24 protein-coding genes, 4 tRNA genes, 1 other RNA gene and 2 pseudogenes are annotated in these 23,711 nt (G+C 58.6%); 25 read left to right on the forward strand and 6 right to left on the reverse strand.

All coding sequences use genetic code 11. The features are described 5' to 3' along the window. Positions 1-236: 236 nt before the first annotated feature. The 25 genes and pseudogenes from ACQRBR_RS01250 to ACQRBR_RS01370 all read left to right on the forward strand — a co-directional run bounded on the left by ACQRBR_RS01250 (position 237) and on the right by ACQRBR_RS01370 (position 15,419). On the forward strand, positions 237-557 hold the full coding sequence (locus ACQRBR_RS01250) for a hypothetical protein (RefSeq protein WP_427812093.1): 321 nt from the start codon (positions 237-239) through the stop codon (positions 555-557). A gap of 254 nt (positions 558-811) precedes the next feature. Next, a tRNA-Pro gene (locus ACQRBR_RS01255) sits at positions 812-886 on the forward strand. Positions 887-962: 76 nt separating this feature from the next. Continuing rightward, a tRNA-Ala gene (locus ACQRBR_RS01260) sits at positions 963-1,037 on the forward strand. Between the two features lie 4 nt (positions 1,038-1,041). Then, a tRNA-Ser gene (locus ACQRBR_RS01265) sits at positions 1,042-1,131 on the forward strand. Between the two features lie 390 nt (positions 1,132-1,521). Further along, entirely contained in the window at positions 1,522-2,169 is a 648-nt protein-coding gene (locus ACQRBR_RS01270) for a hypothetical protein (RefSeq protein ID WP_427812094.1), read from the forward strand. A gap of 108 nt (positions 2,170-2,277) precedes the next feature. Further along, the gene (locus tag ACQRBR_RS01275; RefSeq protein WP_427812095.1) at positions 2,278-3,075 is read left to right on the forward strand and encodes a RecB family exonuclease; all 798 of its coding nucleotides are present in this window, start codon (positions 2,278-2,280) and stop codon (positions 3,073-3,075) included. Between the two features lies 1 nt (position 3,076). Beyond that, a complete protein-coding gene (locus ACQRBR_RS01280; protein WP_427812096.1) occupies positions 3,077-4,297 on the forward strand; it encodes a hypothetical protein in 1,221 nt (406 codons plus the stop codon). Positions 4,298-4,333: 36 nt separating this feature from the next. Beyond that, entirely contained in the window at positions 4,334-4,474 is a 141-nt protein-coding gene (locus ACQRBR_RS01285; protein WP_304037633.1) for a hypothetical protein, read from the forward strand. A 278-nt stretch (positions 4,475-4,752) separates the two neighbouring features. Then, positions 4,753-5,169, forward strand: coding sequence for a Lar family restriction alleviation protein (locus ACQRBR_RS01290; protein ID WP_427812097.1), 417 nt, complete (start codon positions 4,753-4,755; stop codon positions 5,167-5,169). 461 nt (positions 5,170-5,630) lie between these two features. Then, positions 5,631-6,242, forward strand: a pseudogene (gene rdgC, locus ACQRBR_RS01295) (recombination-associated protein RdgC); the annotation flags it as partial. 27 nt (positions 6,243-6,269) lie between these two features. Further along, positions 6,270-6,764 (forward strand): annotated as a pseudogene (locus ACQRBR_RS01300) (hypothetical protein); the annotation flags it as partial. A gap of 489 nt (positions 6,765-7,253) precedes the next feature. Next, entirely contained in the window at positions 7,254-7,685 is a 432-nt protein-coding gene (locus ACQRBR_RS01305) for a Gp49 family protein (protein WP_427812098.1), read from the forward strand. A gap of 4 nt (positions 7,686-7,689) precedes the next feature. After that, positions 7,690-8,019, forward strand: a complete 330-nt coding sequence (locus ACQRBR_RS01310) for a hypothetical protein (RefSeq protein ID WP_427812099.1) — start codon at positions 7,690-7,692, stop codon at positions 8,017-8,019. Further along, positions 8,012-8,332 (forward strand): hypothetical protein, encoded by a 321-nt coding sequence (locus ACQRBR_RS01315; RefSeq protein WP_427812100.1) that lies wholly within the window; start codon positions 8,012-8,014, stop codon positions 8,330-8,332. Before ACQRBR_RS01310 ends, ACQRBR_RS01315 begins: the two co-directional genes overlap by 8 nt. 173 nt (positions 8,333-8,505) lie before the next feature. Further along, an RNA gene (locus tag ACQRBR_RS01320) (hammerhead ribozyme type II) lies at positions 8,506-8,571 on the forward strand. A 189-nt stretch (positions 8,572-8,760) separates the two neighbouring features. Beyond that, positions 8,761-9,117 (forward strand): hypothetical protein, encoded by a 357-nt coding sequence (locus ACQRBR_RS01325; protein WP_427812101.1) that lies wholly within the window; start codon positions 8,761-8,763, stop codon positions 9,115-9,117. Next, a complete protein-coding gene (locus ACQRBR_RS01330) occupies positions 9,098-9,460 on the forward strand; it encodes a hypothetical protein (RefSeq protein WP_427812102.1) in 363 nt (120 codons plus the stop codon). Before ACQRBR_RS01325 ends, ACQRBR_RS01330 begins: the two co-directional genes overlap by 20 nt. A gap of 227 nt (positions 9,461-9,687) precedes the next feature. Then, positions 9,688-10,560 (forward strand): phage antirepressor N-terminal domain-containing protein, encoded by an 873-nt coding sequence (locus ACQRBR_RS01335; protein WP_427812103.1) that lies wholly within the window; start codon positions 9,688-9,690, stop codon positions 10,558-10,560. A 72-nt stretch (positions 10,561-10,632) separates the two neighbouring features. Beyond that, a complete protein-coding gene (locus ACQRBR_RS01340; protein ID WP_427812104.1) occupies positions 10,633-11,169 on the forward strand; it encodes a dUTP diphosphatase in 537 nt (178 codons plus the stop codon). A 362-nt stretch (positions 11,170-11,531) separates the two neighbouring features. Beyond that, positions 11,532-11,975, forward strand: a complete 444-nt coding sequence (locus ACQRBR_RS01345; protein WP_427812105.1) for a hypothetical protein — start codon at positions 11,532-11,534, stop codon at positions 11,973-11,975. Further along, positions 11,972-12,214, forward strand: coding sequence for a hypothetical protein (locus tag ACQRBR_RS01350; RefSeq protein ID WP_427812106.1), 243 nt, complete (start codon positions 11,972-11,974; stop codon positions 12,212-12,214). Before ACQRBR_RS01345 ends, ACQRBR_RS01350 begins: the two co-directional genes overlap by 4 nt. Further along, complete coding sequence (locus ACQRBR_RS01355) at positions 12,211-12,699, forward strand: hypothetical protein (protein ID WP_427812107.1); 489 nt, start codon at positions 12,211-12,213, stop codon at positions 12,697-12,699. Before ACQRBR_RS01350 ends, ACQRBR_RS01355 begins: the two co-directional genes overlap by 4 nt. Next, positions 12,689-13,321, forward strand: coding sequence for a hypothetical protein (locus tag ACQRBR_RS01360; RefSeq protein WP_427812108.1), 633 nt, complete (start codon positions 12,689-12,691; stop codon positions 13,319-13,321). Before ACQRBR_RS01355 ends, ACQRBR_RS01360 begins: the two co-directional genes overlap by 11 nt. Further along, a complete protein-coding gene (locus tag ACQRBR_RS01365) occupies positions 13,314-13,703 on the forward strand; it encodes a Lar family restriction alleviation protein (RefSeq protein ID WP_427812109.1) in 390 nt (129 codons plus the stop codon). The genes ACQRBR_RS01360 and ACQRBR_RS01365 overlap by 8 nt, the downstream gene beginning before the upstream one ends. 621 nt (positions 13,704-14,324) lie before the next feature. Next, entirely contained in the window at positions 14,325-15,419 is a 1,095-nt protein-coding gene (locus ACQRBR_RS01370; protein ID WP_304009162.1) for a tyrosine-type recombinase/integrase, read from the forward strand. Positions 15,420-15,440: 21 nt separating this feature from the next. On the opposite strand, the gene ACQRBR_RS01375 is transcribed toward ACQRBR_RS01370, so the two are convergent. The 6 genes from ACQRBR_RS01375 to mobA form a co-directional block, all read right to left on the reverse strand. Next, positions 15,441-15,516, reverse strand: a tRNA-Val gene (locus tag ACQRBR_RS01375). Between the two features lie 77 nt (positions 15,517-15,593). Beyond that, the gene (locus ACQRBR_RS01380; protein ID WP_303880357.1) at positions 15,594-18,239 is read right to left on the reverse strand and encodes a PEP/pyruvate-binding domain-containing protein; all 2,646 of its coding nucleotides are present in this window, start codon (positions 18,237-18,239) and stop codon (positions 15,594-15,596) included. Between the two features lies 1 nt (position 18,240). Continuing rightward, on the reverse strand, positions 18,241-18,621 hold the full coding sequence (locus ACQRBR_RS01385) for a response regulator (protein WP_006005507.1): 381 nt from the start codon (positions 18,619-18,621) through the stop codon (positions 18,241-18,243). A gap of 9 nt (positions 18,622-18,630) precedes the next feature. Beyond that, complete coding sequence (locus ACQRBR_RS01390) at positions 18,631-20,331, reverse strand: sensor histidine kinase (protein ID WP_427812110.1); 1,701 nt, start codon at positions 20,329-20,331, stop codon at positions 18,631-18,633. Continuing rightward, complete coding sequence (locus ACQRBR_RS01395) at positions 20,332-22,785, reverse strand: PEP/pyruvate-binding domain-containing protein (protein ID WP_303880360.1); 2,454 nt, start codon at positions 22,783-22,785, stop codon at positions 20,332-20,334. It lies immediately after the preceding gene. Between the two features lie 254 nt (positions 22,786-23,039). Then, positions 23,040-23,708 (reverse strand): molybdenum cofactor guanylyltransferase, encoded by a 669-nt coding sequence (gene mobA / locus ACQRBR_RS01400; protein ID WP_427812256.1) that lies wholly within the window; start codon positions 23,706-23,708, stop codon positions 23,040-23,042. Between the last annotated feature and the right edge of the window lie 3 nt (positions 23,709-23,711).

Here is a 23,711-nt window from a genome sequence, read left to right on the forward strand (position 1 = left end):
GCCGGGCAATCTCCGGGGCTGTGGATTTTTTTTATCCGCAATTATGATTTATATCAACAAAGCCCTTGACGAACTATGATATAAATCATATCTTCAAATCACGGACGGCGGGAAGGCCGGACGGTGAAAATTGACGCGAAGAAGGCCCTACCGGGCAGTGAGAGGATTGCTACCTACGCTGTTCGGACAAGCCAGAGCAGACACGGACGGGGGTTGATATGCCGTCTGTGAAAAATATGGAAAAATCAGAACACCGAGAAATAATTGGGAAAATTTTCAGATTTCAAACCGCCGCGCAGCGATGGGCGGCGGAAATGAAACCTGAAAAAGGAGGGGTAAAAATGAGACTTACAGATAAGGAAAAGGCCATGATCGATAAGTTCATGGACGTTTCGGATGACGGACAGTTCTGCTGCACCTGCCTCATGTGTGACTCCAGGGCGGATAATGCCGTGGTTGGATCTCTGTGTAGGAAGGGGATCTTTAAGCACAATGGCCTGGAAGGAAAAGAAAGCGGCGTCTATTTGAGCGCAGAATATTCCCACCAGAACGGCTAATCAACAGCCACAAACAATCTCGGGATTCCCCGAATAGTTCCATCTCCCCTGACCGGCAGCGACAGTTACCCTATGTCGCTACCGGGACTGGGGCCGCGACGTGTCTGTTTTGTGCGGAACCAAACAGTCTGTTTTTACTTCCCGTCGCGGCGAGGCCGTGGCCATCGGGGCTACGGCCAAAAATTTCCGGCAGGTTACTTCCCGTACTGTGCTTCCCCTGCCGGGGGCCGTCAGCATCGTGTTGACGGCCATATCGGAGTGTAGCGCAGAGGCAGCGCACCTGCGTTGGGAGCAGGTGGTCGCGGGTTCGATCCCCGCCGCTCCGACCACAATTTTCCCACCGGGTCATTCTGTACTTTCCCCGGTGGCATCCCAGGCGGTCATCAGACCAGACCGCCTGGATCTGGGGCCATAGCTCAGCAGGGAGAGCTCCGTCCTTGCACGGCGGTGAGGCGGGTTCAAGTCCCGCTGGCTCCACCAAAACGGAGGGATGGCAGAGCGGCTGATTGCGGCGGTCTTGAAAACTGCTGAAGGTTCACGCCTTCCGGGGGTTCAAATCCCCCTCCCTCCGCCAAAAGAGGAATAATACATGGAAATATCAACCAAAATAAAACTTGCTCGCCCTCCCCCCATTTAGGGATTGAGGTAGATAATCACATTGAGAATGTTGCTTCATAGGGCCCGCGAACCTCGTGGGCCCGCTTGGAGCAGCAGGCCAGATACCCCTTCCCCTCACTGCGTATGTCTGGGGGGTGTCTGTCACGCTGCGGGCCGCTTCCATCGGGGAGGCGGCCTTTCTTTTTTCCCATCTGCTCCCGCTCCCCGTGGAGAGCAGGCGAAAGCCGCTGATAGCCTGCCAAAGCGCAACGGGGCGGCGCTTCATTCCGTCGTCAACCCCGAACAACAGCGGCAAGCGCCCGGTGGCCTACCTTCCCGCCGGGCGTCATTTTTTAAGGAGTCAGATATGCCAGACAACACAGCCCGAAAGCAGGCATACTTCTTCGCCTGCCTGGCCGCCATTACCACCATTGGTGGAGCGGTCGGGAGTTACGAGTATCGCGAATTGAAAGAGGCCTATCGTGCAGAACAGGCCCGATCCATCGCCCTGGCTGCACGGCTCCAGGAGGTCATGGCCGCACGGGACTCTGAACAGGACGAAGATCAGGCCACTGATAGCAGCGGAGAAACGGCGGTGGCTGCCATAAAAAAGACACTCGCCATCCGCAACAACAATCCCCTCAACGTCAAGAGCATCCAAGGAAGACCGTGGTTCGGACAGATCGCGGTAGACAAACATGGGCACGCGGTCTTCGATACGCCAGAACACGGCATTAGGGCCGGGGCCAATGTCCTGCTCAATTACTACACGCGTCACAATCTGGACACGTTGGACGGCATCCTGAGCCGCTTCTGTACCGGCAACAGGGAAGAGTATGCTGCGTTTCTTTCCAAGCGGCTTGGCATCCGCACCAATGAGAAATTCGATGTCCTGGCACGACTGCCGGAGTTGTTACAGGCCATGGCCCGCTTTGAAAGCGGCCAGGAGTGGCCCCGTGAGCTGTTCACAGGCTACAGCCTTGTGGCCACAGCGTACCGCAAGGGGCAACGATGATGTCCCGTCGCCTGTGCTTCGTTTACGTCGGCAAAGCAAAATATCTGAAACAAGCCCTCGCAACGCTCCGTATGCGGGGGCTTTCTACATCCAGAAGAGGAGACGGCTATGGAGATAGTAGCCATCCGGGCATCCAGCCTGCCTGAGTTGTTCGACTGCCCGGCCCGTTGGGAGGCAAAGCACATTCGCGGGCGGCGCCTGCCTCGCAGCGCTGCCGCCCAGCTGGGGACGGCGGTCCACGCCGGAGCCGCTGTCTTCGACGTCCAACGCATCCTGGGCAGCCCCATCACGCCAGATGATGCCGCAGGTGAGGTGGTGGATGCCATCCATCATCCCAAGGAGGACGTTGACTGGGGAGAAGACAGCCCCCGGGAAGCGGAGCGCATCGCCCTGGCCCTGCACGGGCTCTACTGCCGCGACATAGCCCCGTCCAAAAACTACGTCGCCGTGGAGGCCGAGTGCGAGCGGCTGGAGATCTCAGACCTTGGCCTGGCTCTTACCGGAACCACGGATCGTATAACCATCGACGCTCTTGGTGACCTCGGAATTGCCGATATAAAAACGAGCAAGGCTGCGGTTGCAGCTGACGGTACGGTCCGCACGGCAGGCCATGCCGCCCAGATCGGTGTTTATGAGCTGCTGGCTGGCGCTGCCATCGGTCGCCCCATAACCGCACCTGCTGAAATCATCGGCCTTCAAGTCGCCAAGACGGACAGAGGCCGCCGCGCAGCCGTAGGGATCATCACCGGTGCCCGCGAGCTGCTGGTTGGCACGGAGGATCAGCCCGGCCTGCTCCAGATAGCCGCCCGCATGATCCGCAGCGGCGACTTTTACGGCAATCCCAAATCCCAGACCTGTAACGAAAAATATTGCCCGGTGTTCAACGAATGCCGGTGGAGGAGATGACATGAGCCTGATAAACAGCACCCCGCGAGCCATGAGCCTCAATGCCCTGCAGAACGGAACTGATCCTGCCAAAGGGAACGTGGTCTGCGGTTTCGATACCGTGGCCGGATTCGAGGCCATCCAGCGCATGGCCAATCTGTTTTCCGCGTCCAGCATCGTCCCGGAAAACTACCGCAGCAAGGGGGCGAACGACTACACCAGCAAGGGCAACTGCGTCATCGCGCTGGATATGGCCCTACGCATGGGCGCCAACCCGCTCATGGTCATGCAAAACCTGTACGTCGTCCACGGCCGCCCGGCCTGGTCCGCGCAGTTCCTCATCGCCACGCTGAACAAGTCCGGCAAGTTCAGCGCCCTGCGCTACGCCTTCCAGGGCACGGAAGGCACGGACGAATGGGGCTGCCGGGCCGTCGCCACGGAACTCTCCACCGGTGAGAAGCTCCAGGGCCCGCTCGTCACCATCGGCCTGGCCAAAAAAGAAGGCTGGCACAGCAAGTCCGGCAGCAAATGGCAGAGCATCCCGGAGCTCATGCTGCAATACCGGGCCGCTGCCTGGTTCGTGCGCTCGTATGCCCCGGAGATCGCCATGGGCCTCAAGACAGCCGAGGAAGTGCAGGACACCATCGACCTCACCCCGCAGGCAGACGGCAGCTTCGGCCATGACGATCCAGGCCACGCAACCATGACCACGGCGGACATCGCCGCCCAGGCAGACGCCGCCGCTGGCCAGACCACGGAAAAGGACGCCCAGCCCTCGGCCGCCGCCCCGCAGGAGCCGGCCAAGAGACAGCGCCTGAGCGGTGAGGAACTGGACGCCCTGCGGCAGGAAGCCCTCCATGCCTACGAGGCCAAGGGCTACGACCTCAAAAAAGCGGAATGGGATGCTGGCAGGGCTCTGTCTTTCTGGACCATGACCGACTGCAAGCGCCTGATCCGGGAGGCTGCCAAGCTCCAGCCCAAGGCGACCTCTGGGGCTCAGGACGCCGCAGCGCAGGAGCAGCCGGAAGCACCGCAGGCCAAGGAATCCCCTGCCCATGACTCCACGCAGTCCAGTAGCGCCGATACAGCGCCGGAACCGGAACAGGTGCAGGCCTTCATCCCTCCGTATCAGACGTTTACCTGCCCTAACGACGGATCCAGAATCACTGAAGAAGACTGCTACGACTGCAAGCACCGCACAGGCTGCCCCCATTGGGAGGCTGCCCCGCCTGCGGATGCGTAGTTATCGGCTGGGCACAAGAACCTAAGGAGGGTCTATATGAATACTCCGAGCATCGATGAAGCCGCCCTGGTCATGTTGATCGAAGGGCATTGGGAAGAATTCGTCGAATATTCAGGCGGTGAAGAGTCGGCGGAAATGACCTTACGTACCCTCAAGGACGCGGCAGGAATGATATAGCATGGCGGCGAGGATAATCCTGTTCAATACGCAGCAGGATACATCGCACCCCTGCCAAAAATGCGTACACTACCAGGAAGCTTGTGGTGCTAGATGGCCTGATGTCTGTCGCGAGTGCGCTTGGAATGGGTCCACAAGCGGCGACAAAGACAACTGGATTGAGGCCGACGCCTCCACTGACTAAGCCGAAAGCAACCTCAATGCCTCCTGAGGCTCAGCCATCCCTCTCCTCCCCCAAGAGCCCCGCCGGGGGCCTCGTACCCGGCAATAAAAACCGTATGAATAATTTACCCTGCCCTTTTTGTGCGTCGGCTGCCTGCTTCATTGACCGGAGCATGGCTCCTGGCGCCTATTACGTCCGGTGTGGGCAATGCTGTGCAACTGGCCCTACTTTCGACGCGGAAGATAAGGCCATATCTGCCTGGGAAAATCTGCTGAACCGATTGGATCGCAAAACGATCTCGCTACGGATATCGCCTGAAATCGTTTCTGCGACCTCGCTGATTGATGGTTTCGGATACGCATTACAAAACATTGTTGAAGCCCTCGACCGGCAAGCCCAAAAAGAAGGGCTTACCCCTCAACAAAAGGATACAATCCAGCAGATAGCGGATGGCCTGCGTGAGCCTTGTATCTTGGAAGCATTCACGCAAAGTGAATGTGTGCAGCGGGCAAGAATTAAATCGCCCCAATAGCCCTTGCATCCGAGGGAATATCCATGCCACCTACCTACAATACCATCACCTGCCGTCAGTGCGGGCAAGTATTCCAAGCGCCATCACCACGCTGCCGTATCTGTTTTGGCTGCCAGCGCCAAAAGGCGCTACTGCGCAAGCGTGCGCGACGAGCCATTCTCAGGGAACAGCGCATCGGAAATCCTCGCAGACCCCTGGATGATCCGCGAGATCAATCAATGACACCAGTCACACCTTCTACCGAGGCATTTCTAGCCACCCACTCATCCCAGCTGCAAACCTGTCCCAGGATGCACCTGACAGCACTCTCCCTACCCTGCGGAGAGCGCATTGAATGCTTTGGAAGAAAACGATGTTCTAAGGTGCCCAGAGGAATGCAGGCACCAGATCCAAAAGTCTCTTTCTGTAATGTCTACTAGCCCGGCGTTGTCCGGGCTTTTTCGTATTTTGGAGAGATCAGCATGGGCAATATCTACAGCGCCAGCATCAGCTTTACCCGCTTCAGAGTCATCGACCCCATCCCTTCGGAGCTTTTGACGCAGATCCCCGAAAAGCTGCGTCAGTTCGCCTTCCGGGACATTGACGACCTGCCCGAGATGCAGGCCTATGGCTGGGTATGCTTCGAGGATATGCTGGACACCGAATGGCGAACGGCCCCGCCGCAGAAGGGCAATTACTTCACCTTTTCCCTGCGTCTCGATACCCGGCGCATCCCGCCGGCCATCATCAAAAAGCAGTTGTCCCTGGCCTTGAAGGCCGAAAAGGAAAAGATTCAGGCCCAGGGCAAAAAGTTCATTTCCCGTGAGCGCAAAAAGGACCTCAAGGAACAAGTCCTGCTACGCCTGCGCCAGCGTTTTCTGCCCACTCCAGCAGAGTTCAATGTCGTCTGGGAGCCGGATCACAATGAAGTCTGGTTTGCCTCTACCCAGGGAAAGATGATCGACCTGTTCATGGAGGCCTTCCTCAACACCTTTGAGCTGCATCTTGAACAAATCGAGCCGTACAGCCTGGCCGAAGGGCTGCTGGATGACGTGGATATGGGCAAGCTCGACCGTAGCGAATCCACCAGATTTACGGGTGAACCAGGGAGTGATGGCCTGATGCTAGGCAATGTCCTGGGCGAGGAGTTTTTGACCTGGCTGTGGTTCCAGAGCGACGTGGCGCCAGGCGCCTTCGTGGACAAGGATGGCCAGCCTTTCTCTGTTTCCATGGAGCAGCGCATCGTCGTTCAAGGAGGCCAAGGGGAGGCCAAGGAGACCGCCAGTGTCGCCGGTACGCTCTCCCCGCTCACAGAGGCCCGCTTCGGCCTGGGCAAGGGCAAAAAAGTGACCCGGGCCACCATCCGCCTGGAAAAGGATGAGCTGGCTTTCCAGTTTACCCTCTCTGCTGATGACTTCACTCTGGGCAGCATGAAGCTCCCCAAGGTGGAAAAGCCGGCGGAAGACGAAGATCCTGACGCCATGCTGCTGGAGCGGTTTTATCTGATGGAGGTTTGCCTCGGTCTGCTGGAGAGCCTGTATGCCAGCTTTTTGCGCCTGCGGCTTTCCGCTGACTGGAGCGAGACCGTCCAGGGGATCACGGCTTGGATCAGGCGGGAATCACACACCTTCGGCAAGTTACAGGCAAGTAAACATCACCAACAAAAACAGGCTGTTGCATTCGCATCGTGCTGGTCAGCGGCCTGTTTTGCAAGTAAGAGGTGAACACATGGAAGATAGCATCCGCCTCTCCATGGGCCGAGGCGACAGGGATGAAATGGTGGAAGACTGATGGACAAGAAAAACTGTCTAACCTGCAAATGGCAGCCTAAATGGGGGGATGTATATGGTGGTAAAGAGTTCCCCAGGCGAAGCGGGGAATGCCGCCATCCTCTCGCAAGTGCAAATAGAATCGCGCAGCAGGTGCCCGGATGCGTGGTCGTAACCCCTCGCTTCCCTGTAAACTACATCGGTAGCGATGAGGTCGAAAATGTAAGGATGCCATGCCCAAGGTGGGAAGAGGCGTAAGTTTGTGTCAACTAAAAGGCCTTTTTTTGAGCAACAAAGATTCTTGCTGCAAATTCAATAGCAACAAAGGGGTAAACCATGCCCGAAGATCAGAAAAAAAACTACATCGGGGTTAAGCGTATCGAAGCCTACCCCGAAGACCATGACGGTCAGCCAGGCTATGCCGTCATCTACCCCGACGGCTACAAAAGTTGGTCTCCCAAGGCCGTGTTTGAGGCGGCCTACTTCCCCATCGACCGGGCCGACAAGCTGACCGAAAACGACATCGACAGATTCCTGGACGCCGGTGGCTCGACAACCTACACGCGAGGCCAGAAGACCACGGTCATGTTCGTGACGCTTCCCACTGGCTTTGAAGAATTTGAGGCATCCTCCTGCGTCGATCCCAAGAACTACGACGAGAACCTGGGCGCTGAAATCTGCCGCGACCACATCAAGACCCGCCTGTGGAAGTACCTCGGTTTTCTCCTGCAATGGGCCACGCACGGCCTGAAAGCTAAGGAGGAATAGCGCCATGAAGAAGAAAGCCATGATCTCCCTGCCGATGTCCGGGAGAACGCCGGAAGAAATCGTCGCAGCCCGCAACAAGGCAATCCACGTCCTTGAAGGCATGGGCTACGAAGTGGTGAACACTTTGTTTTCCGACGAGTGGTACAGCCCTGATGCCATGACGCTGCGCGGCGTCGTCAACATCCCGCTGTGCTTCCTCGCGAAGTCCCTGGAAAACATGTCCAAATGCCACGTCGCCTACTTCTGCAAGGGGTGGGACGCAGAGAACGTGCGCGGCTGCAAGATCGAGCATGACGCTGCCAAGGCATATGGCCTGGAGATCATGTATGAATAGCGCCGCAGAAACATGCGTTTACCTGCTTCTCTTAGGGGTGGTAATTGCCTGCGCCGGTCTCCATTTTGGACTGGCAATCGGATTCAAGGCCCTGGGGGCAGTAATCTCAGGCATCGGGGTTCTCATTCTTTGCCTGGTTTGCTTCTGGTATGGAGCTGTCGGCCTCGTCCATTCCATCTCATGGGCAGAATTAACCCACATCGAAGACGGAAAGCGTGACGTTTCAATCATCCTGTGCCTTGGGAAATTCCGTTACCAGATAAAAATTCCTGAGAAGAAAGTCGAGGTGAAAAAAAATGGAAATGCGTCCTAAGAAAAAGACCAAGAAAGAAGTCGGATGGAATCCAAAGGCCCCGATCATCTGCTGCGGAAGATGCAAGCACTACAGCAGGTTGCTGGGCAACTACGAGGACAAGCCTACCTGCGAAAAAAATGGATTCCGAACCAAGGGCTTCGCCGTGTGCGATGATTTTGAGCGATTGTAGCCAGCGAAACGCCCCGCTCTGGGGCGTCGTCGTGGCGTGGCGGCCACGGCCTGATGAGCAGCCAATAAAGATCATGGATAACAAAACTACCGCCGAGCCAGGAAGACGGAGACGCCTTGCCGATGGTGCATCTACGGCCTGATGCGGGCAGAAGAAAACCTGGTGCAGTACATCCTGTCCGGCAGGAAGACCAGAAAAGGTCACACCTGCGATGAAGCCTAGGCCGTGCGGAAATGGGTTCCGATTGGGGGATAATATGCCACTGACAGAACAAGAACGCGAATGGCTGGAGCGGCGGAAGAATCTGTGCGAAAGATGCTTTTATGGCGAAGATGGGAGGCCGAATTTTTGCGGGAGATGGAGAGACGGAAAATGCATCGACTTTGATCCTGAGAGCTGCCTTTCTGAAAATGTGGATTATAAGGATGCAGCCGAGTTCGAGGCCCGCGTGGCGCAAAGGTCGGTTCAGAATATTTCCTGGCCATGCTATGTCGGATTGTGCCCAGAGGGTAAAGACATGGACTGGCAGATTTGCCCGAAAGAAGAATGGTGCCACATGAAATATGCCCGCCTCGCCGTCGAACAGGAGATGGATGATGCTGACCGAAGCTGAAAAGGACTGGCTGGCAACACGTGAGTTTTTCTCCTGCCGTAGATGTGAATTTGGAGATGAATGCCAACGCACCCCAAAGGGGTGTGACGACTTCCGACCCAAAGAAATGTGGGAAGACTACCTCTCCGCAGCGACTTTCGAGGCCCGCGTGGCCGAGAGGCTGGCAAAGCCAAGAAATGAACTCCGCCCCAAGGGCTGCTCGTGGTATGAGAAGAACGCTGACGGGCATCTGGTCAGAAAGACGGCCTGCCCGCCACACCACGACATTGACAACTGCCCAGGAGTTGCAACCTGCGCCATCTACCACGCCCGCCTCGCCGCCGAGGCTGAGATGGAGGCTTGACACCGGCCCCGGCCTGCGGCATGGTGGGGGCGTCAACAACCAAGGGCGCGTCCTCCTGCCCTGAATGGAGGTTTTCGTTTTTTTGAGCCGTTCGGAAAGCGTGGTCTTTCTGCACATATTGGCTCCAGACTCCTCATGTCGCGAGGCATGGGGGCGGCCCTTGGTTCGCTGACAAGTCTGGGGCCTTTTTTGTTGCTCAAAAACCGTCAAAACCAAGGAGCAATCACATGTGTACTCTTTCCCCCGTCACCTTTCACGGCGACACCATCTTCTGCATCGACTACCAGGGCCAGCCCTACACGCCCATGAAGCCCATCGTGGAGAACATGGGTTTGGATTGGCAGTCTCAGGCTGCGAAGTTCAGAGCCAACAAAGATCGTTGGGGGGTGGTGATCATCGCCACCCCTTCCAACGGTGGTGAACAGCAGTCAACATGCCTATCCGTCCGCAAGCTGCCCTCCTACCTCAACAGCATCAACCCCAAAAAGGTAGCGCCGGAGCTGCGGGCCAAGATAGAGCTCTACCAGGCCGAAAGCGACGACGCCCTGTGGAACTACTGGATGCACGGACGGGCCGAACGACCCGCCCCCCAACCCCAGCCCACCACCGACGGCCCCCTCACCCCGGCCCTGCGGGCCGAGCTCAAGGCCATCGTGGACGCCAAGCTCTCCACCGCCCCGGCGGATGTGCAGGGCAAGGCACGGGCCGAGATATGGACGCGGTTCAACCGGCACTTCAAAATCGCCGAATACGCCCAACTCCCCGCCTGCCGCATGGCCGAGGCGCGGGACTACCTCATCGAGTTGCAGATGAAAAGCTACCCTACCAAGACCGCAGCCGCCGTCCCGGCCAATGCGGAACACGAGATAGAGACCCACTGCGCCGCCATGCGCGGCCTTGTCCGCCAGCTCAACGCGCACATGGACGAGATCTTCAACATCGCCCGCAAGAGCAGGCCCGACCTGCGGACGCCCGGCGAGCGCCGCGAGCTGGCCCTTTCCTCCATCTACACCATGGAGGACGCCGCCGGGGCCATCGGCCACAACATCGCCGTCCTTGAGCGCACCGCAAAGACAACGCTGCTGGCCGCTCGTATGTAGCCCGCAGCATCATCCCCCCCAACCACCACAGGCCGCCCAGCGCGGCCTTTTTTGTTGCCCGAAGGAGGCCCCATGCAAATCAAATTCGTGAAAACCCATCCCGACGCCGTCATCCCCACCCGTGGCAGCGCCGGGGCCGCCGGTTTCGACTTGACCGCCGTTTCCCTCAAGCGTGCCGCAGACCTCTACATCTACGACATCGGCATCGCGATGGAGATCCCGGCAGGCTACTTTGCCGCCATCTTCCCGCGCTCCAGCATCTTCTTCACCGGGCTTGAGCTGACAAACTGCGTGGGCGTCATTGACAGCGACTTCCGCGCCCCCATTTCCGCGATCTTCCGCGAAGTCCCCGGCGACCAACACGCCCGCCGTCTGGCCCTGCATCCCCTGTTCCCCGGAAAAACGGGGCTCATGCACCCCTACAAGCCCGGCGACAGAATCGCCCAGCTCATCATCCAGCCGTGTGTGGTGCCCACGCAGAAGGTGCGTCAGGATATGGAGATAGCCTACAGGCTGCCCATGCAACTGGAACAGGTCGAATTCGTGGAAGTCCCCGAGCTTTCCCAAACCGAGCGCGGGGCAAATGGCTACGGAAGCACAGGAAGGTAGCGCCATGAAACAGACTTGCATCATCTGTGATCGCTGCCGCTCCCGAATCTATGGCGTCGGATATGCCACGACGTGGAGTAAAGCCAAGCGCCGTGGCTGGACGCATCCCGACGATAACCACCGGCGACACCTGTGCCAAAAGTGCAGCACCGGGGAAGCTGCCCAAAAGGAGGAAGACCATGCCCGCTAGATCATGCCAATGCCCAGAGCGCAGGGCGCCCATAGCCTCCCGCCGTTGGGAGGTCTGCAGCAAGCCCGGAGACGGCAGCGCGGTGGTCCGTTGTAAGGCCTGCGGCACGATCTGGACGACGAACGGCAAGTTTGTAGCCTCCCTGCCCTACGACATCGGGCCGGTGGCATTCATGTCGGAATCTTTCCAGCACTCGCGGTGTGACGTGGCTCTTACCTGTATCGCCTCCCTACTCCTTGGCTACCGTGAGCCATGTCAGAAGACTTCGGCGCTAAAACGACTCTGGGAAGAAACCTGGGCAGCGGTGGAGGCCTGCCGTCCCTGCCTGCGAAAACGAAAATATTCTCGCGGAGAAGATCTCTACATCAGGGCCCGTTACTCCATCATCGACCACTACCTGGACGACAAGACGGATTGGCACTTGGGATATGCAGAGATGTTCCTTGGCGCCGACACCTATCTGTGTAGCACCATAGGCCTGTGCCCCAAATTCACCAGCGGGCCCGAATGGCAGAGGCTGCGCAAGATGATGGACAGGTGGTCGGAGGGATGGCTGGAGACAAGGCCGGACGCCGAGGAAGGTGGGCAACTATTCTACGAGGAACTGGTGGCATGAGGTTGACAAAAACGCAAATCACAGCACTACAGGCCGTCGAGCGCGGCGCTGTCTGGGATGAAGAGCACACAGAATACTTCCAGCTACAGACCGGCGGCGCCCGTGCCCATACCATTTTTGACCTTGAAGGAGATGGGCTTGTTAAGCGAGGGCCAGAGGAAAAAATGGAGAAGATCTCAATCTATCGCTATTCCCTCACCGACGCTGGGAAGAAGGCTCTTGAGGAGGCAAGAAAATGAGCAACGAACACAAGCCCATGATCGACGATGAGCTGGACGCGATCAAGGGCAGGCTTGCGGCCATAACCGAGTGGCCGTGGATAGCCTTCTGCAGGACTGGCGTCCGCCATCGAATGGGGATCACGAATAAGAGGCTGTTTGATGATGGCGATGCTCCCGAAGTTTTGGATGTTGTCGAACTCGGAGATAATGCAGGTGGTATCAAAAGCGAGGCAGACGCCGTCTTCATCGCCAACGCCCCCACCGACATTGCCCGACTGCTGGCCGAGGTGGAGCGGCTGAGGAAGGAACACCACTGGCTGCTTTGGGAACTTGCAAAGACTAACACCAGACCTCTTTTTTGCCCTATGCCAGACGGATATGAGTGTCTGTACCACGCTGGGGATGAGTGCAAATCAATCGACGATAAAATGCGCGTAGGCTGCTGGAGAACGGCAGTTGAGTGCGCTGTGAAGTGCGTGGAGAAGAAAGACAATGCCGAATGACCGCAGCACAGAACGCCTTCTGCAAAGGAAGAAGATCGCAGAGGAAGCTGGTAAATCCCACCCAGGAGAATGGGGCACGGACATTCGCTACAATCTCAAAATGTCCGCAGTCTGCGCCGATAACGGCAAACCGCTGTGCATCATGACAGACGACAAGGACGTAGCGACCGCGACCCACATCGCCCTCAGTGCCCCTGGCACCACGCAGCAGGATATTGATGAGATCATCAGACTACGGCAGGAGAATGAGCTGCTTGCGCTGGAAAATCAGCGCCTGACCGTGGACGGGGCCAAGGATGAATCCTACCTCCTCACCTGTCTGGACATTATCCGCAAGTCAGTTGGTATGCCAGTCGGCAGTGACTGGCAGCAGGTTGCTGAGCGCGTCGATCGGCTGGGGAAAGAATCCGACTGGCTTGTGAAGATGTTATCGCTCTACACCGAAGACTGTCCGCTCAAATTTTCGTGGGTGTATGCAGAAAAACTCCCCATCCCGAAAATTGATGACTGCGAGGGAACATGGTCGGTCGATGACTGTTTCCACTGCGCTGGACGTAACCCTGGACAATGCTGGCGCGAGGCCGCCAGAAAGGCTGTGGAGGAAGAAGAACGTCATGGATAGCCCCAAGCTCAGACCATGTCCGCACTGCGGGGGAACAAACCTGCGCGTCTACTGGAATGACATCTACGGAAAACACTACGTCAGGTGCCATACATGTCACATGCAGGGGGCTGAAATATACGGAAGGGATAAGGCTGCCGAAGCATGGAACTCTATCCCACGTGCGCTTACCTGGACGAAAGAAACGCCGATGCAGCCGGGATGGTACTGGATTAAAGAGCCAGGCAAAGGTGTCGAGATCATCAGAGTTGAAAAATATTTCGGGCTAGAAGACAAATTTATTGCATTTTTCTTAGAGACAGAATCCAGCAAGTTTTTGCATGAACTGTCCCAAGGTACAATGTATGCAGGACCAATCCCAGACCCGAAGGAGGTAGGATAGATGAACGGATTGAAGCCGTGCCCGAACTGCGAGAAAAAAATTCTTGCACGTCGCAGAGAGAACGGATTCTGTTTTGTCGAATGTCTGTCATGCAAGATGATGGGCCCTGGGAAATCTAAAATTGCTGATGCTCAATATGCCTGGAACTCCCTCCCCCGCCGCCACGAGATCACGCCAAACTCCGTGGACTGCGCAGGCTGCCCGGAGCGGCGGTACAGACAGGATACATCACGATGATTGGCTCCCATACGGAAGCAGCCATGCTGGGAACGTCCCCCGGTGTGGCTGCTTTTATTTTGGAGGAATGACCATGCCTTCATATCCACTTTTTTTGCGCACCAAAGAACTGAAAGATGTCCTTGGCTTGCCTGAATCCAGGGCACTGGCTTTGTTAGAAGAACATGGAATCAAGCCCGTAGATATGGGAAGGGGCAGGTGCAATGGCTTGCGCTGGCGAACCTCCGCTGTTATCCATTTGGCGGACACATTGCACGCTGAAGCCCAATCAACAGAACGACAGCGCAGAAAAAAGGCTGCGTCGCATCCCATTCGCGGGCGCAATGCAGCAGAGCTCTACGCTGAGTTCAACAGGGAGCAGAGGCTCCAATAGGAGGAGCGTGCATGGCAATCAGGGAAGTGAAGGGGCGGAAACGCCCCTTTGTTGTTTACTGGGACAACCCCTTTACCAAACGGAGGGAAAGCAAAGCCTGCGCAACACGCCAGGAAGCTGAAAAGCTGGATGCTCTGGTAAAGTATCAGCTTAAATATGAACGCGAAGCATTCCGCAGGGAAGCAATGGAAGAGGACAAAGGGCCTGAAAGTGTATCACTTGAGTCCCTGCTGTATCTTTACCTGAAAGATAGGAAACTTTCTCTCCCCTGCCTTGAGCGAACGATGTTTGCCGTTAAAGGTATCCTGGCAGACTTCGGGGATCTTGAACTTGAGCATATCACTATGGAGGTACTCAAGAAAATGCAAGAACGGTTGACCGCAGCAGGAAACAAATGGTCAACCGTCCGTCGCAAGATGGGGATAATCCATGCGGCTATGATGTGGGGAGTGAGGCAAGGTATGATCGCATCCCTGCCCGTCTTCCCGGTTATTCCGCAAGGTCATCATGCCAGATTCGTCCCACCGACTCAAGATGAAGTATCTGCCCTATTCGCAGTTGCTCCAGATCATCTGCGTCGTGTCATCGTCTTGGGATACCACTGCGGCATGCGTGTGGGCCAGTCGGAACTTTTGAGGCTGCGCTGGCATGACGTAGACTTCACAGCTGGGATCATTCGTGTTCCAAATGCACAGAAAGGAGCACGCGAGCCGTGGCGTGAGGTCCCCATACAAACAGCCCTTCTTCCCATGTTGAAGGCTTGGGAAGAACAAGACATGGCATCAGGTGTGGACTTCGTTGTCAGTTTCCGGGGAAAGCCTGTGAAGCACATCCGTTCAGCCTGGAAAGAGGCTCTCCAGCGGGCGGGGATTACAAGGCATATCCGCCCCTATGATCTGCGCCATGCTTTCGCTACGGAGGCTATCAGGGCTGGAACAGACTATGGGACGGTCGCTCAGCTCATGGGGCACAGCAGCCCTGTGATGGTCATGCGGCACTACCAACACGTGCGTAACGACCAAAAAACAGCAGCCATTGAGGCCATCCCAACCCCGGAAGCATGTGTACAAAATAATGTGTACAAAAGGAAAGGGGTCACGGCGTAAGCCGTAACCCCTTGATTTCCTTGGTGGGCAGTACAGGACTTGAACCTGTGGCCCCCGCCTTGTAAGGGCGGTGCTCAACCAGCTGAGCTAACTGCCCAAGCCGCCTTTTCCAGAGCGGAAAAGACATGCCGTCTTCTAATATAACACCGTACGAGTGTCAACCGCACATGCCGGTCAGCTGAATTGCAAGGGCTTTGCCATCAGCGTTGCCATATCGCCGGCCAGCTTTTCCTTGAGGGCCGCCGCACGCACGGTATCCTTCATAATCATGTCCACCTGACGGCTGTGGATCAGCAGATAGCCGATCAGGCGCGTCCGGCGCAGGGTCTCTTCGGCATTGTACGCTTCCGCCACAGCAAACATGGAGTCGTTTTTGATGTCCACGCGGAAACCGTGGCTCTCCAGCAGGTCGGCCAGCATCCTGGCACGCAGGATGCGGCGGCTGACGTCCGCTGCCCCCCCCTTGAACTGGAAGCTGACGAAGTTCTCGTGCTCATCCTCGCCCGCAAGACATTCCACCGTGCAGAAATGGTATCCGTACCGGGCCTGCAGGATCATATAGCGCGAGGCGATGATGAAGAAGTTTTTGTCAGCCATGGCCGTGGGCGCCGTACTTTCCAGTTCCCGGTTCATGGTGCTCTCGAACACAACACTCATGAAGCCCGAAGCGCTGGTCGCCGGCGGCCCGGCCCAGGGCACGGCCACCATGCCGTTCCACAGAGCCAGCATGGGCTTGCAGGCGATATCCCCCAGCTCCACCAGCGGCCCGCTGACGCTGCGCTTGAAGCCGTCATCCATGTCGATGACCCAATATTGCAGCTTGACGCCCACCTTGAGCTGTTTGCCCATATTGCGGTTGAGGGCCGCCTCACTGTCGAACATCAGCCCCACGGCCTTTTCATGGCAGAAGCGGGTGATGTCGTGCAGGCTCGTGCAGTTGGCCGGCGAGAAATCCGGCGAATCCGGGTCCAGCAGATGCAGGGGCGTCATCAGGGCCGCCAGTTCCTTGAGGCGCTGATACACAGGGCTCCCGGCCATAAGGTTGGGGGGCGTCGCCCCTGCCGGGATCAATTCAGGATGGCTCCCGGCCAGCACCGTGCCCCGGTCGGCCAGCAGCGTGACCTCACCGGCATTTTCCAGCAGATGACTGGCATCCTTCAAACTAAACAGGGCCGGGAGCTTGTATTCCCGTGCCACAGAGGCCAGATGCCCGGCCATGCCGCCCGTTTCGCTGATCAGGCCCGCAGCCCGGGAAAGCAGCGTGGCCCAGCGGGGCTGCGCCCGTTCGATGACCAGGATGCCCCCACGCGGGAAAGAAAGCATGTCCGCATCCTTGCGGGCCACGAACACCGGTCCCACGGCCACCCCGGAACTGACGGCCATACCGCCCTGCGCCAGGACGGGCAGATCCCCCGGATCTTCTTCTCCGGCCACTGCCGCCGGGGCTTCCTCCACCTGGTCGGGCACGCTTTCGAACAGCGGACGGCTTTGCAGGACCACGATGCGCGTATTGCCCTCATAGGGTTCCAGCGCCCATTCCACGTCCTGCGGCTCGTTATAGAATTCTTCCAATGCCAGGGCCACCTGCGCCAGCTCACGGGCCTGGGCATCCGTCAGGCTGGGACGGACAGCCGCCTCGCCTTCCAGATCGGAACGACTGACGCCCTGCACCGCCTCAGGAGCACAATCCAGGCGAAACGCCTTGTGGGCGATGTGCTTTTCAAGCAGTTCCGGCGGGTTCTGGCGACTGAAGGCGAACACGTCCGGTGTGACGGCCCCGTCCACCACAGCCTGGGGCAGCCCGGGAACGGCATTGAGCGTCACCTGTCCCCTTCCCTGCCGGCTGGCCACGGGGTCGCGGCTGTAGGCCACACCGCCGGCCAGCGCCTGCACCATGCTGAGTACGCCCACACTCATGGGCGCAGCCTCATCCGGGATGCCGCGCTGGAAACGGTAGCTCATGGCCGTGACCGCATATTTACTGGCTACGATCTCCTTCCAGACTTCGCAGGCTTCCTCAGGCAGGACATTCAATTCCGACCGGTACTGCCCCGCAAAGGTCACGCCCAGGGCATCTTCGCCCACGGCGCTGCTGCGCAGGGCAAGGCGCAGCTCGCTGCCGCAACGTTCCACCATGCCCGCCACGGCCTCTTCGATGGCCTGCTCCAGCTGCGGCGGCAAGGGCGCGTTGAGGATGCACTGCTGCAATGCGGCCGACAGGCTGAACAGATCGTCCATGCTGTCCATGTCCGCGCTCTGGATACGGCGGGAGATCTCGTCGCGCAGCCCGTTGTATTCCATGAAGGCATGATAGGCATTGACCGTCACGGCAAAACCGTCCGGCACGGCCAGACCCACATTGGCGGAGACTTCGCCAAGATTGGCCATCTTGCCGCCGACCTGCGGCATATCTCCCAGACGGATGTCCGTCAGGGGCAGCAGCAGGGGGCCGTCCGTGACCAGGCTCTTCCGTTCCAGTACGTCCGTGATGCGACCACTGACATCATTGAAAGCGGTCTGCAGGCTCTCGTACTGGTTGTCGGAAAGCGCGTTCAGTTCGCGCACCATCTGGTACACGGCCGTTGCCGCCCGCGTACCGGCACCGCGAACATAGCTCATGCCGAAGGGTCGCGAACCGGCCAGGGCCTCTTCCACTTCGCTCATGATCTCGAGCGCGTTCTTGTTGGAGGACAGCAGGCGACGGAACCGGGCACAACGTTCGCGGAGCTGCTTTTTCAGCTCTTCCTCGCGTGCCAGATCCTCGGGGCTCAGCTCTTTCTGCCCGCCCAGCAAGTGTCGCAATCGTGTGAATATGGACATATCACGCAGCGGCGCGAACCGCCTCCTCCATCTTGATGATCAGCTCGTTGATGGCCACGGGCTTCAGCATATAGTCGTAAGCCCCCAGATCCATGCCCTGCACGGCCACACCAAGAGAGGCATGACCCGTCAGCAGCAGGACAGGCAGCTTGGGCGCGATCTTCTTCATGTGGCGCAGGGTCTCCAGACCATCCATGCCGGGCATGCGCACATCCATGACCACAACCTGGAACATGGTCTCGGGCTGCTTCATGGCCTCCGTGACGATATCCAGCGCGCTCTGCCCGTCAGGAGCCGTCACGATGGTCATGCCGCGACGGGACAGACGTTTTTCCATCAGCTGCAGGAATTCCACTTCATCATCAACAAAGAGTGCGTGCATGGCATTCTCCTAAGCGTCTTCGCTGGTTTCAAGGGGTTGGCTCGGCGGTTCCGCGGGCAGGCTGATGCAGAATGTCGTCCCCTGCCCCACAACGCTGCTGACCTCTATACGGCCACCAAGCTTTTCCAGAATCGTAAAGCAGATGGCCAGGCCAAGCCCTGTACCCTCGCCCACTGCCTTTGTGGTGAAGAAAGGATCGAAGATACGCTGCATGGTCTCTTCGTCCATGCCCGGTCCCGTATCCTTGAAGTAGATGCGTGCGCCATCTTCCCAGGGTTCGGTGCGCACGGTGATGGAGCCATTCTTGCCGATGGCGTCGATGGCATTGTCGATGATGTTGATGAACACCTGCTCCAGCTGGGCCGAATCGGAAAGGATGACCGGCACATCGGCGGAGAACTCCTTCTCGATGGCGATGTTGCGGCCGCGGGCCTCGGTCTTGAGGAACTCCGTCGCCTGATCCACCAGCACGTTGACCATGATCTCCGAGCGGCCGGGATTCATGCGCCGGCCAAAGCCCAGCATGCGCTGCGTGATCCCCTTGGCACGCTGCACGTGCTTTTCGATCTTGTCCGTGCTCTCCATGATCTCGTCATAATTGACCATGTTCTTGGGGTTCTCGTCCTGCAGCAGGTCGCGAATCCAGCCGGCATTCTCCTGAATCAGCATGAGGGGATTGTTGACCTCATGGGCCACGCCTGCGGACATCTTGCCGAGGGCCGCCATCTTGCTGGATTGCAGCATACGGGCGTCGATATGGGCCTGCTTGCGGTCGGCGGCGGTCAGACAGGAAACGATATAGCGCGTCCCCAGGAAGGCACCCACCGTGACCAGCACGGCACCCAGCCCCACGAAAAGCAGGATATAGATGCGCAGACGGTGCAGCGGGGCCAGGCTTTCCCGCACATCGTCCACCACCACCAGCAGCCAGGGCATGGAATCCAGATGCATCATGGCCGCCAAAGGCTCCTTGCTGCCGCTATCTCCCGGCTGAGACGGCAGGGGCACCAGCGCGATGCCCTGACGCAGCACATTGGGCAAGGTGACATCGAAATGCTCAAGGATACGGCCGTAATCTCGGGAATCGGTCTGCAGCACGCCCTGCTCGTTGATCAGGAAGGCATCACTGCGCTCCCCGGAGTACACGCGCTGCAACAGGCCGTTGATGGCTTCCATGTCGATGGTGGCACGCATGATGAAGCTTTCGCCCCCCTCGTGACGCAGGACGGCGATGATGAAGTGCGGCACATTACGGAAGCCCATAAACACGTCGCTGACGAAAACGCCTTTGCGCAGTACCTCCGTGAACCAGGGAGCATTGACGTAATTAGCATCACGCAGGTCGAACGGCCCCACATAAGAGATGTGGCGGCCGTCCATGCCGATGATGCCAAGGTCCACGAAGGAGCGCCCGCTCTGCTGCATGACCGTGAAGATACGGCTCAGACGGTCGGGATCCCGCAATTCGGCAAGGTCATGCGTAAAGGCCAGCGTTTTTATCTGGGAAACACGTTCATGCAAAAAGGTATCCAGCGCCCGGTGTTTACTGCTGCAAACGGCTTCGATACCGGCAGAGATCTTTTCATCATAGATGGAATTGATGCGGTCTATGCTGAAGATCCCCAAAGCCACCAGCGGCAAAAGGGCAAGCCCCAGATGCGTGACGAACAGACGGCGGAAGATGCGTCTGTATTCCCGTGTGGAAGGCATCTACTCCTCCTTGGCTGAAATCTGGGAAAGGTCTCCACCAGTCAGCAAAATACGGCAATGGTTCAGCATGGTCTTGCGGGTCGCCGCCACCTTGGCGCTGTCCTGCATGATCATGTCCAGCTGGCGGGTATGGATGGTCAGATAGCCTGCCACAGCCAGCAGGCACTGGCCTTCTTCCATATCCATGCCTTCAAGGCGCGCTGTCACGGCGTCATTGCGGACCACCGGCGTCAGGCCGAATTCCCACAGCAGATCGGCCACGAAGCGCACCCGCAGGATACGGCGCTCGATATTGGCCGCCCCGCCGCGCAGCTGGAAGGCCACGTAGTTTTCCGGCGTACGGTCCCCCAGCCGGGCTTCGACGGAGACGAAATGGAAGCCGAAGCGCGAATGCAGGCTGCAATAGTCGCGCGAAACCATGAAATAGTTCTTTTCCGTGAAGTAGGCCGTCTGTGCCGCCGGATCCAGATTGGGATTGGCCGTGGCCTCGAACAGCACGGAAAGAAAGCCCTTGCCGTCCACCGGCGGGGGCCCCTGCCAGGGATAGGCGTTCATGCCGTGCCAGATAGCCTGCATGGGGATGGAGGTGATGTCCTCCACGTCAATGACCGGCCCTGGCTGAACCTTGCCGAAGCCGTCATTGAGGTTCACGACCCAGAACTGCTTGAGGACCTTGTCCCGCAGCTGTTTGATGCGCTGGGCCGCGTACTGTTTGTCGGAGCCCAGGGTGAACATGGCGCTGACGGCCTTTTCATGGCAATAGCGGGCGATATCGTGATAGGTCTGGCAGTTGGCCGCCTTGAAATCCACGCTGTCCACGTCGATGGTCAGGGGCAGGATATGTTCGGCCGCATGCTGCAGCACCCGGTACACAGGGCTGCCGGGCAGATAGTCACGGGGCGGGCGGGCCTGGGCCAGCAGCTCGTCCAGCTGCCCGGTAAAGACACAGCCCATCTCCGTGCAGACCGTCACCTTGTCGCCCGGGGTCAGCTTTTCCATGGCCCCGGCCAGGCCGAACATGGCCGGGATACCGAACTCACGGGCCAAAGAGAACAGGCGCGAACCCAGCAGACCGTCCTCGGCGATGATGGCACCGGCACGGTCCACCAGCGAAGCCCACTGGTACAGGTCGCGCTGCACCACCAGGATACCGCCGTCCGGGAAGTCGAGAACGTCGGACCAGGAACGGGCAATGACCACCGGGCCGCAGGCCCGACCACGGCTGGTGGTGACACCGCCGGTCAGCAGAGGCGCGGGCAGGTTGTCATCCGCGCGGGACTCGGCCTCTTCTTCGCGCTCTTCCTGGGTCCGGGCCTTGATGACCATGGGACGGGCCATGAGCACCTGCGTCCGGCCGGACGGCGTGCGCAGCCAAACCATGGACTGGGGACAAGCGGACATATTTTCCAGCTCCATGGCCAGGGCCGCCACGTCCGCAGCCGCCTGATCGGAAAAGGAACTGCCGTCCTCGGCATCATGCATACATCGGGCACTGACCTTGTACGGCGGGATCCGGGAAACGTGCATCACATTGACGGGCACCAGGGAATATTCCATGTCCTGCGGCAGCCCGTTACAGAAATAGATATGGACGTTGCCGCCCTTCAGGTCGATGGGGTTGGCCGTATGGGCCATGCCGCCAAAACTGCCTTCTTCGACAGCAAGACAGGTGATGCATATACGGGCATTGGCTTCCATCAGGCCGCGGGCACGCCGGTAGACCAGGGCCTGGGCCTGCTGTTTGCGGGCCAGCGTCGTGTGCAGGGAGGCCAGGATGTCCATGTCGGGCGCGTTCAGGGATACCGTGGGGCCCCAGACAAGGAGCCCGGGGTCCGTGCCCGGCGTATCCTCGCCGTCATCCATGCAGGGCCACAAACGCCCTTTGAACAACAGGCGCATCTCGCCCGGGCATCTTTTGCGCAGTTCCGCCAGCGCGGCACAAAATTCTTCCACCAGCCTGTCCGGCAAGGGCGTACTTTCCGTCAGCTCGCTCAGACTTTCCGAAAGATCCTGCAAGGTCTCGGGGATGTAGCCCCCTGCGGCCTGGATGCGGCGGTTCATCTCCTCAAGCATCCCCGTACCGGCAAACAGGCTCATGCAGCCCGCGGCCGTCACCACAAAACCGTCAGGGACCACATCGGGATTCTGGCGGCGCAGCTCGCCCAGGCGGGCAGTGGATTTGTCGGCCAGGTGGGCTTTCGCTGCCCGGTCCGCCTCTTCCAACGGGATGATATACGGTCCTTCCAGCAGCTGTACGCGCGGATAGACCTCACTGGCGACCGCTGTCTGCAAATGGTCGAAGCGTTCGTACAGGGCCTTGCACTGGGAAGGGTTGAGGCGTTCGAGATGCTGGATGCACTGGTACACCTGCGTAGCCACACTGGTGCACAGGGCCCGGACCCGGTGCAGCCCGAAGGGATGGTCACAGCACAGGGTATATTCCAGGGAGGTCATGTTTTCCTGGAACTTGTTCCAGGCCGTCAAAAACAGTTTGAAGCGATGATGGCGAACGGCAAACGTGTGCTCAGGGCTGCCGTCCGTGGCGGAGCTGCCTTTTTTATCGCTGGTAAACCGTTTGAAAAATTTGCTTAAAAACATTCTCTTCCTCGTCCGAAAAAACAAGGGGCGGCAAAGATCCGCCGCTTTACAGGAGGCCGGGAAAACGATTTGCAGGATATTGTGCATAATATCCCAAGCAGGCCGCAGATTCAAGCCCGGTCAGGAATTTCGGTAAATTTCTCACCTGGCTCCTGCGCCGCGGCATCGCCCAAAGCGGCCGTAGCCTGCTGCAGATCCTGCGGCGTATTGACATTGAAGAAGGCGCGGGCGTCCTCCGTGCCGTATTGTTCAAAGCATTGCAGTTCCAGGGGCACGGCTTCCCGCATCTTGAGATGCCCTTGAGCCACGGCAGCTTCCAGAAAAGAGGCAGCCTCCACCCGATAGATGGCGGCCAGGGATTCCGTCCAACCATTGGGAGCCATGAAGGCCGTCATCAGGGATTGGCGGGGAGAGGCGGCAAACGCCGTGACAAGGCGCCGCAGCATGTTTGTATGCATGAGCGGCATATCGCACGAAAGCGCCAGCACCGCTGGAAGGCCTTCCATACGGGCACGGACCAGGGCCGCATGGACGCCGCAGATGGGGCCGGAGGCCGGCAAGATATCCGGCACACAGCTCTGCCCGGCATATACCTGCCCTGCCCGGCACGATACCCAGACCTGCTCACACAGCGGCCGCAGCAGCGCCACACTCCGCTCCAGCAGGGTCGGGGCAGCCTCCCCTCCCAGGCGCAACAGGCTTTTGTCCCGGCCCATGCGCCGAGAACGCCCCCCCGCCAAAACGACACCGGCGATCCGTATCACGTTCCCTCCTGCCACTGT

This window comes from Desulfovibrio sp. SGI.133, from assembly GCF_050313955.1.
Classification (GTDB): domain Bacteria; phylum Desulfobacterota; class Desulfovibrionia; order Desulfovibrionales; family Desulfovibrionaceae; genus Desulfovibrio.

What these genes read in the sequence shown, in the direction of transcription:
- ACQRBR_RS01250 (WP_427812093.1), top strand. Translation starts at nt 237, where the DNA reads ATGGAAAAATCAGAACACCGAGAAATAATTGGGAAAATTTTCAGATTT.
- ACQRBR_RS01270 (WP_427812094.1), top strand. Translation starts at nt 1,522, where the DNA reads ATGCCAGACAACACAGCCCGAAAGCAGGCATACTTCTTCGCCTGCCTG.
- ACQRBR_RS01275 (WP_427812095.1), top strand. Translation starts at nt 2,278, where the DNA reads ATGGAGATAGTAGCCATCCGGGCATCCAGCCTGCCTGAGTTGTTCGAC.
- ACQRBR_RS01280 (WP_427812096.1), top strand. Translation starts at nt 3,077, where the DNA reads ATGAGCCTGATAAACAGCACCCCGCGAGCCATGAGCCTCAATGCCCTG.
- ACQRBR_RS01285 (WP_304037633.1), top strand. Translation starts at nt 4,334, where the DNA reads ATGAATACTCCGAGCATCGATGAAGCCGCCCTGGTCATGTTGATCGAA.
- ACQRBR_RS01290 (WP_427812097.1), top strand. Translation starts at nt 4,753, where the DNA reads ATGAATAATTTACCCTGCCCTTTTTGTGCGTCGGCTGCCTGCTTCATT.
- ACQRBR_RS01305 (WP_427812098.1), top strand. Translation starts at nt 7,254, where the DNA reads ATGCCCGAAGATCAGAAAAAAAACTACATCGGGGTTAAGCGTATCGAA.
- ACQRBR_RS01310 (WP_427812099.1), top strand. Translation starts at nt 7,690, where the DNA reads ATGAAGAAGAAAGCCATGATCTCCCTGCCGATGTCCGGGAGAACGCCG.
- ACQRBR_RS01315 (WP_427812100.1), top strand. Translation starts at nt 8,012, where the DNA reads ATGAATAGCGCCGCAGAAACATGCGTTTACCTGCTTCTCTTAGGGGTG.
- ACQRBR_RS01325 (WP_427812101.1), top strand. Translation starts at nt 8,761, where the DNA reads ATGCCACTGACAGAACAAGAACGCGAATGGCTGGAGCGGCGGAAGAAT.
- ACQRBR_RS01330 (WP_427812102.1), top strand. Translation starts at nt 9,098, where the DNA reads ATGATGCTGACCGAAGCTGAAAAGGACTGGCTGGCAACACGTGAGTTT.
- ACQRBR_RS01335 (WP_427812103.1), top strand. Translation starts at nt 9,688, where the DNA reads ATGTGTACTCTTTCCCCCGTCACCTTTCACGGCGACACCATCTTCTGC.
- ACQRBR_RS01340 (WP_427812104.1), top strand. Translation starts at nt 10,633, where the DNA reads ATGCAAATCAAATTCGTGAAAACCCATCCCGACGCCGTCATCCCCACC.
- ACQRBR_RS01345 (WP_427812105.1), top strand. Translation starts at nt 11,532, where the DNA reads ATGTCGGAATCTTTCCAGCACTCGCGGTGTGACGTGGCTCTTACCTGT.
- ACQRBR_RS01350 (WP_427812106.1), top strand. Translation starts at nt 11,972, where the DNA reads ATGAGGTTGACAAAAACGCAAATCACAGCACTACAGGCCGTCGAGCGC.
- ACQRBR_RS01355 (WP_427812107.1), top strand. Translation starts at nt 12,211, where the DNA reads ATGAGCAACGAACACAAGCCCATGATCGACGATGAGCTGGACGCGATC.
- ACQRBR_RS01360 (WP_427812108.1), top strand. Translation starts at nt 12,689, where the DNA reads ATGCCGAATGACCGCAGCACAGAACGCCTTCTGCAAAGGAAGAAGATC.
- ACQRBR_RS01365 (WP_427812109.1), top strand. Translation starts at nt 13,314, where the DNA reads ATGGATAGCCCCAAGCTCAGACCATGTCCGCACTGCGGGGGAACAAAC.
- ACQRBR_RS01370 (WP_304009162.1), top strand. Translation starts at nt 14,325, where the DNA reads ATGGCAATCAGGGAAGTGAAGGGGCGGAAACGCCCCTTTGTTGTTTAC.
- ACQRBR_RS01380 (WP_303880357.1), bottom strand. Translation starts at nt 18,239, where the DNA reads ATGTCCATATTCACACGATTGCGACACTTGCTGGGCGGGCAGAAAGAG.
- ACQRBR_RS01385 (WP_006005507.1), bottom strand. Translation starts at nt 18,621, where the DNA reads ATGCACGCACTCTTTGTTGATGATGAAGTGGAATTCCTGCAGCTGATG.
- ACQRBR_RS01390 (WP_427812110.1), bottom strand. Translation starts at nt 20,331, where the DNA reads ATGCCTTCCACACGGGAATACAGACGCATCTTCCGCCGTCTGTTCGTC.
- ACQRBR_RS01395 (WP_303880360.1), bottom strand. Translation starts at nt 22,785, where the DNA reads ATGACCTCCCTGGAATATACCCTGTGCTGTGACCATCCCTTCGGGCTG.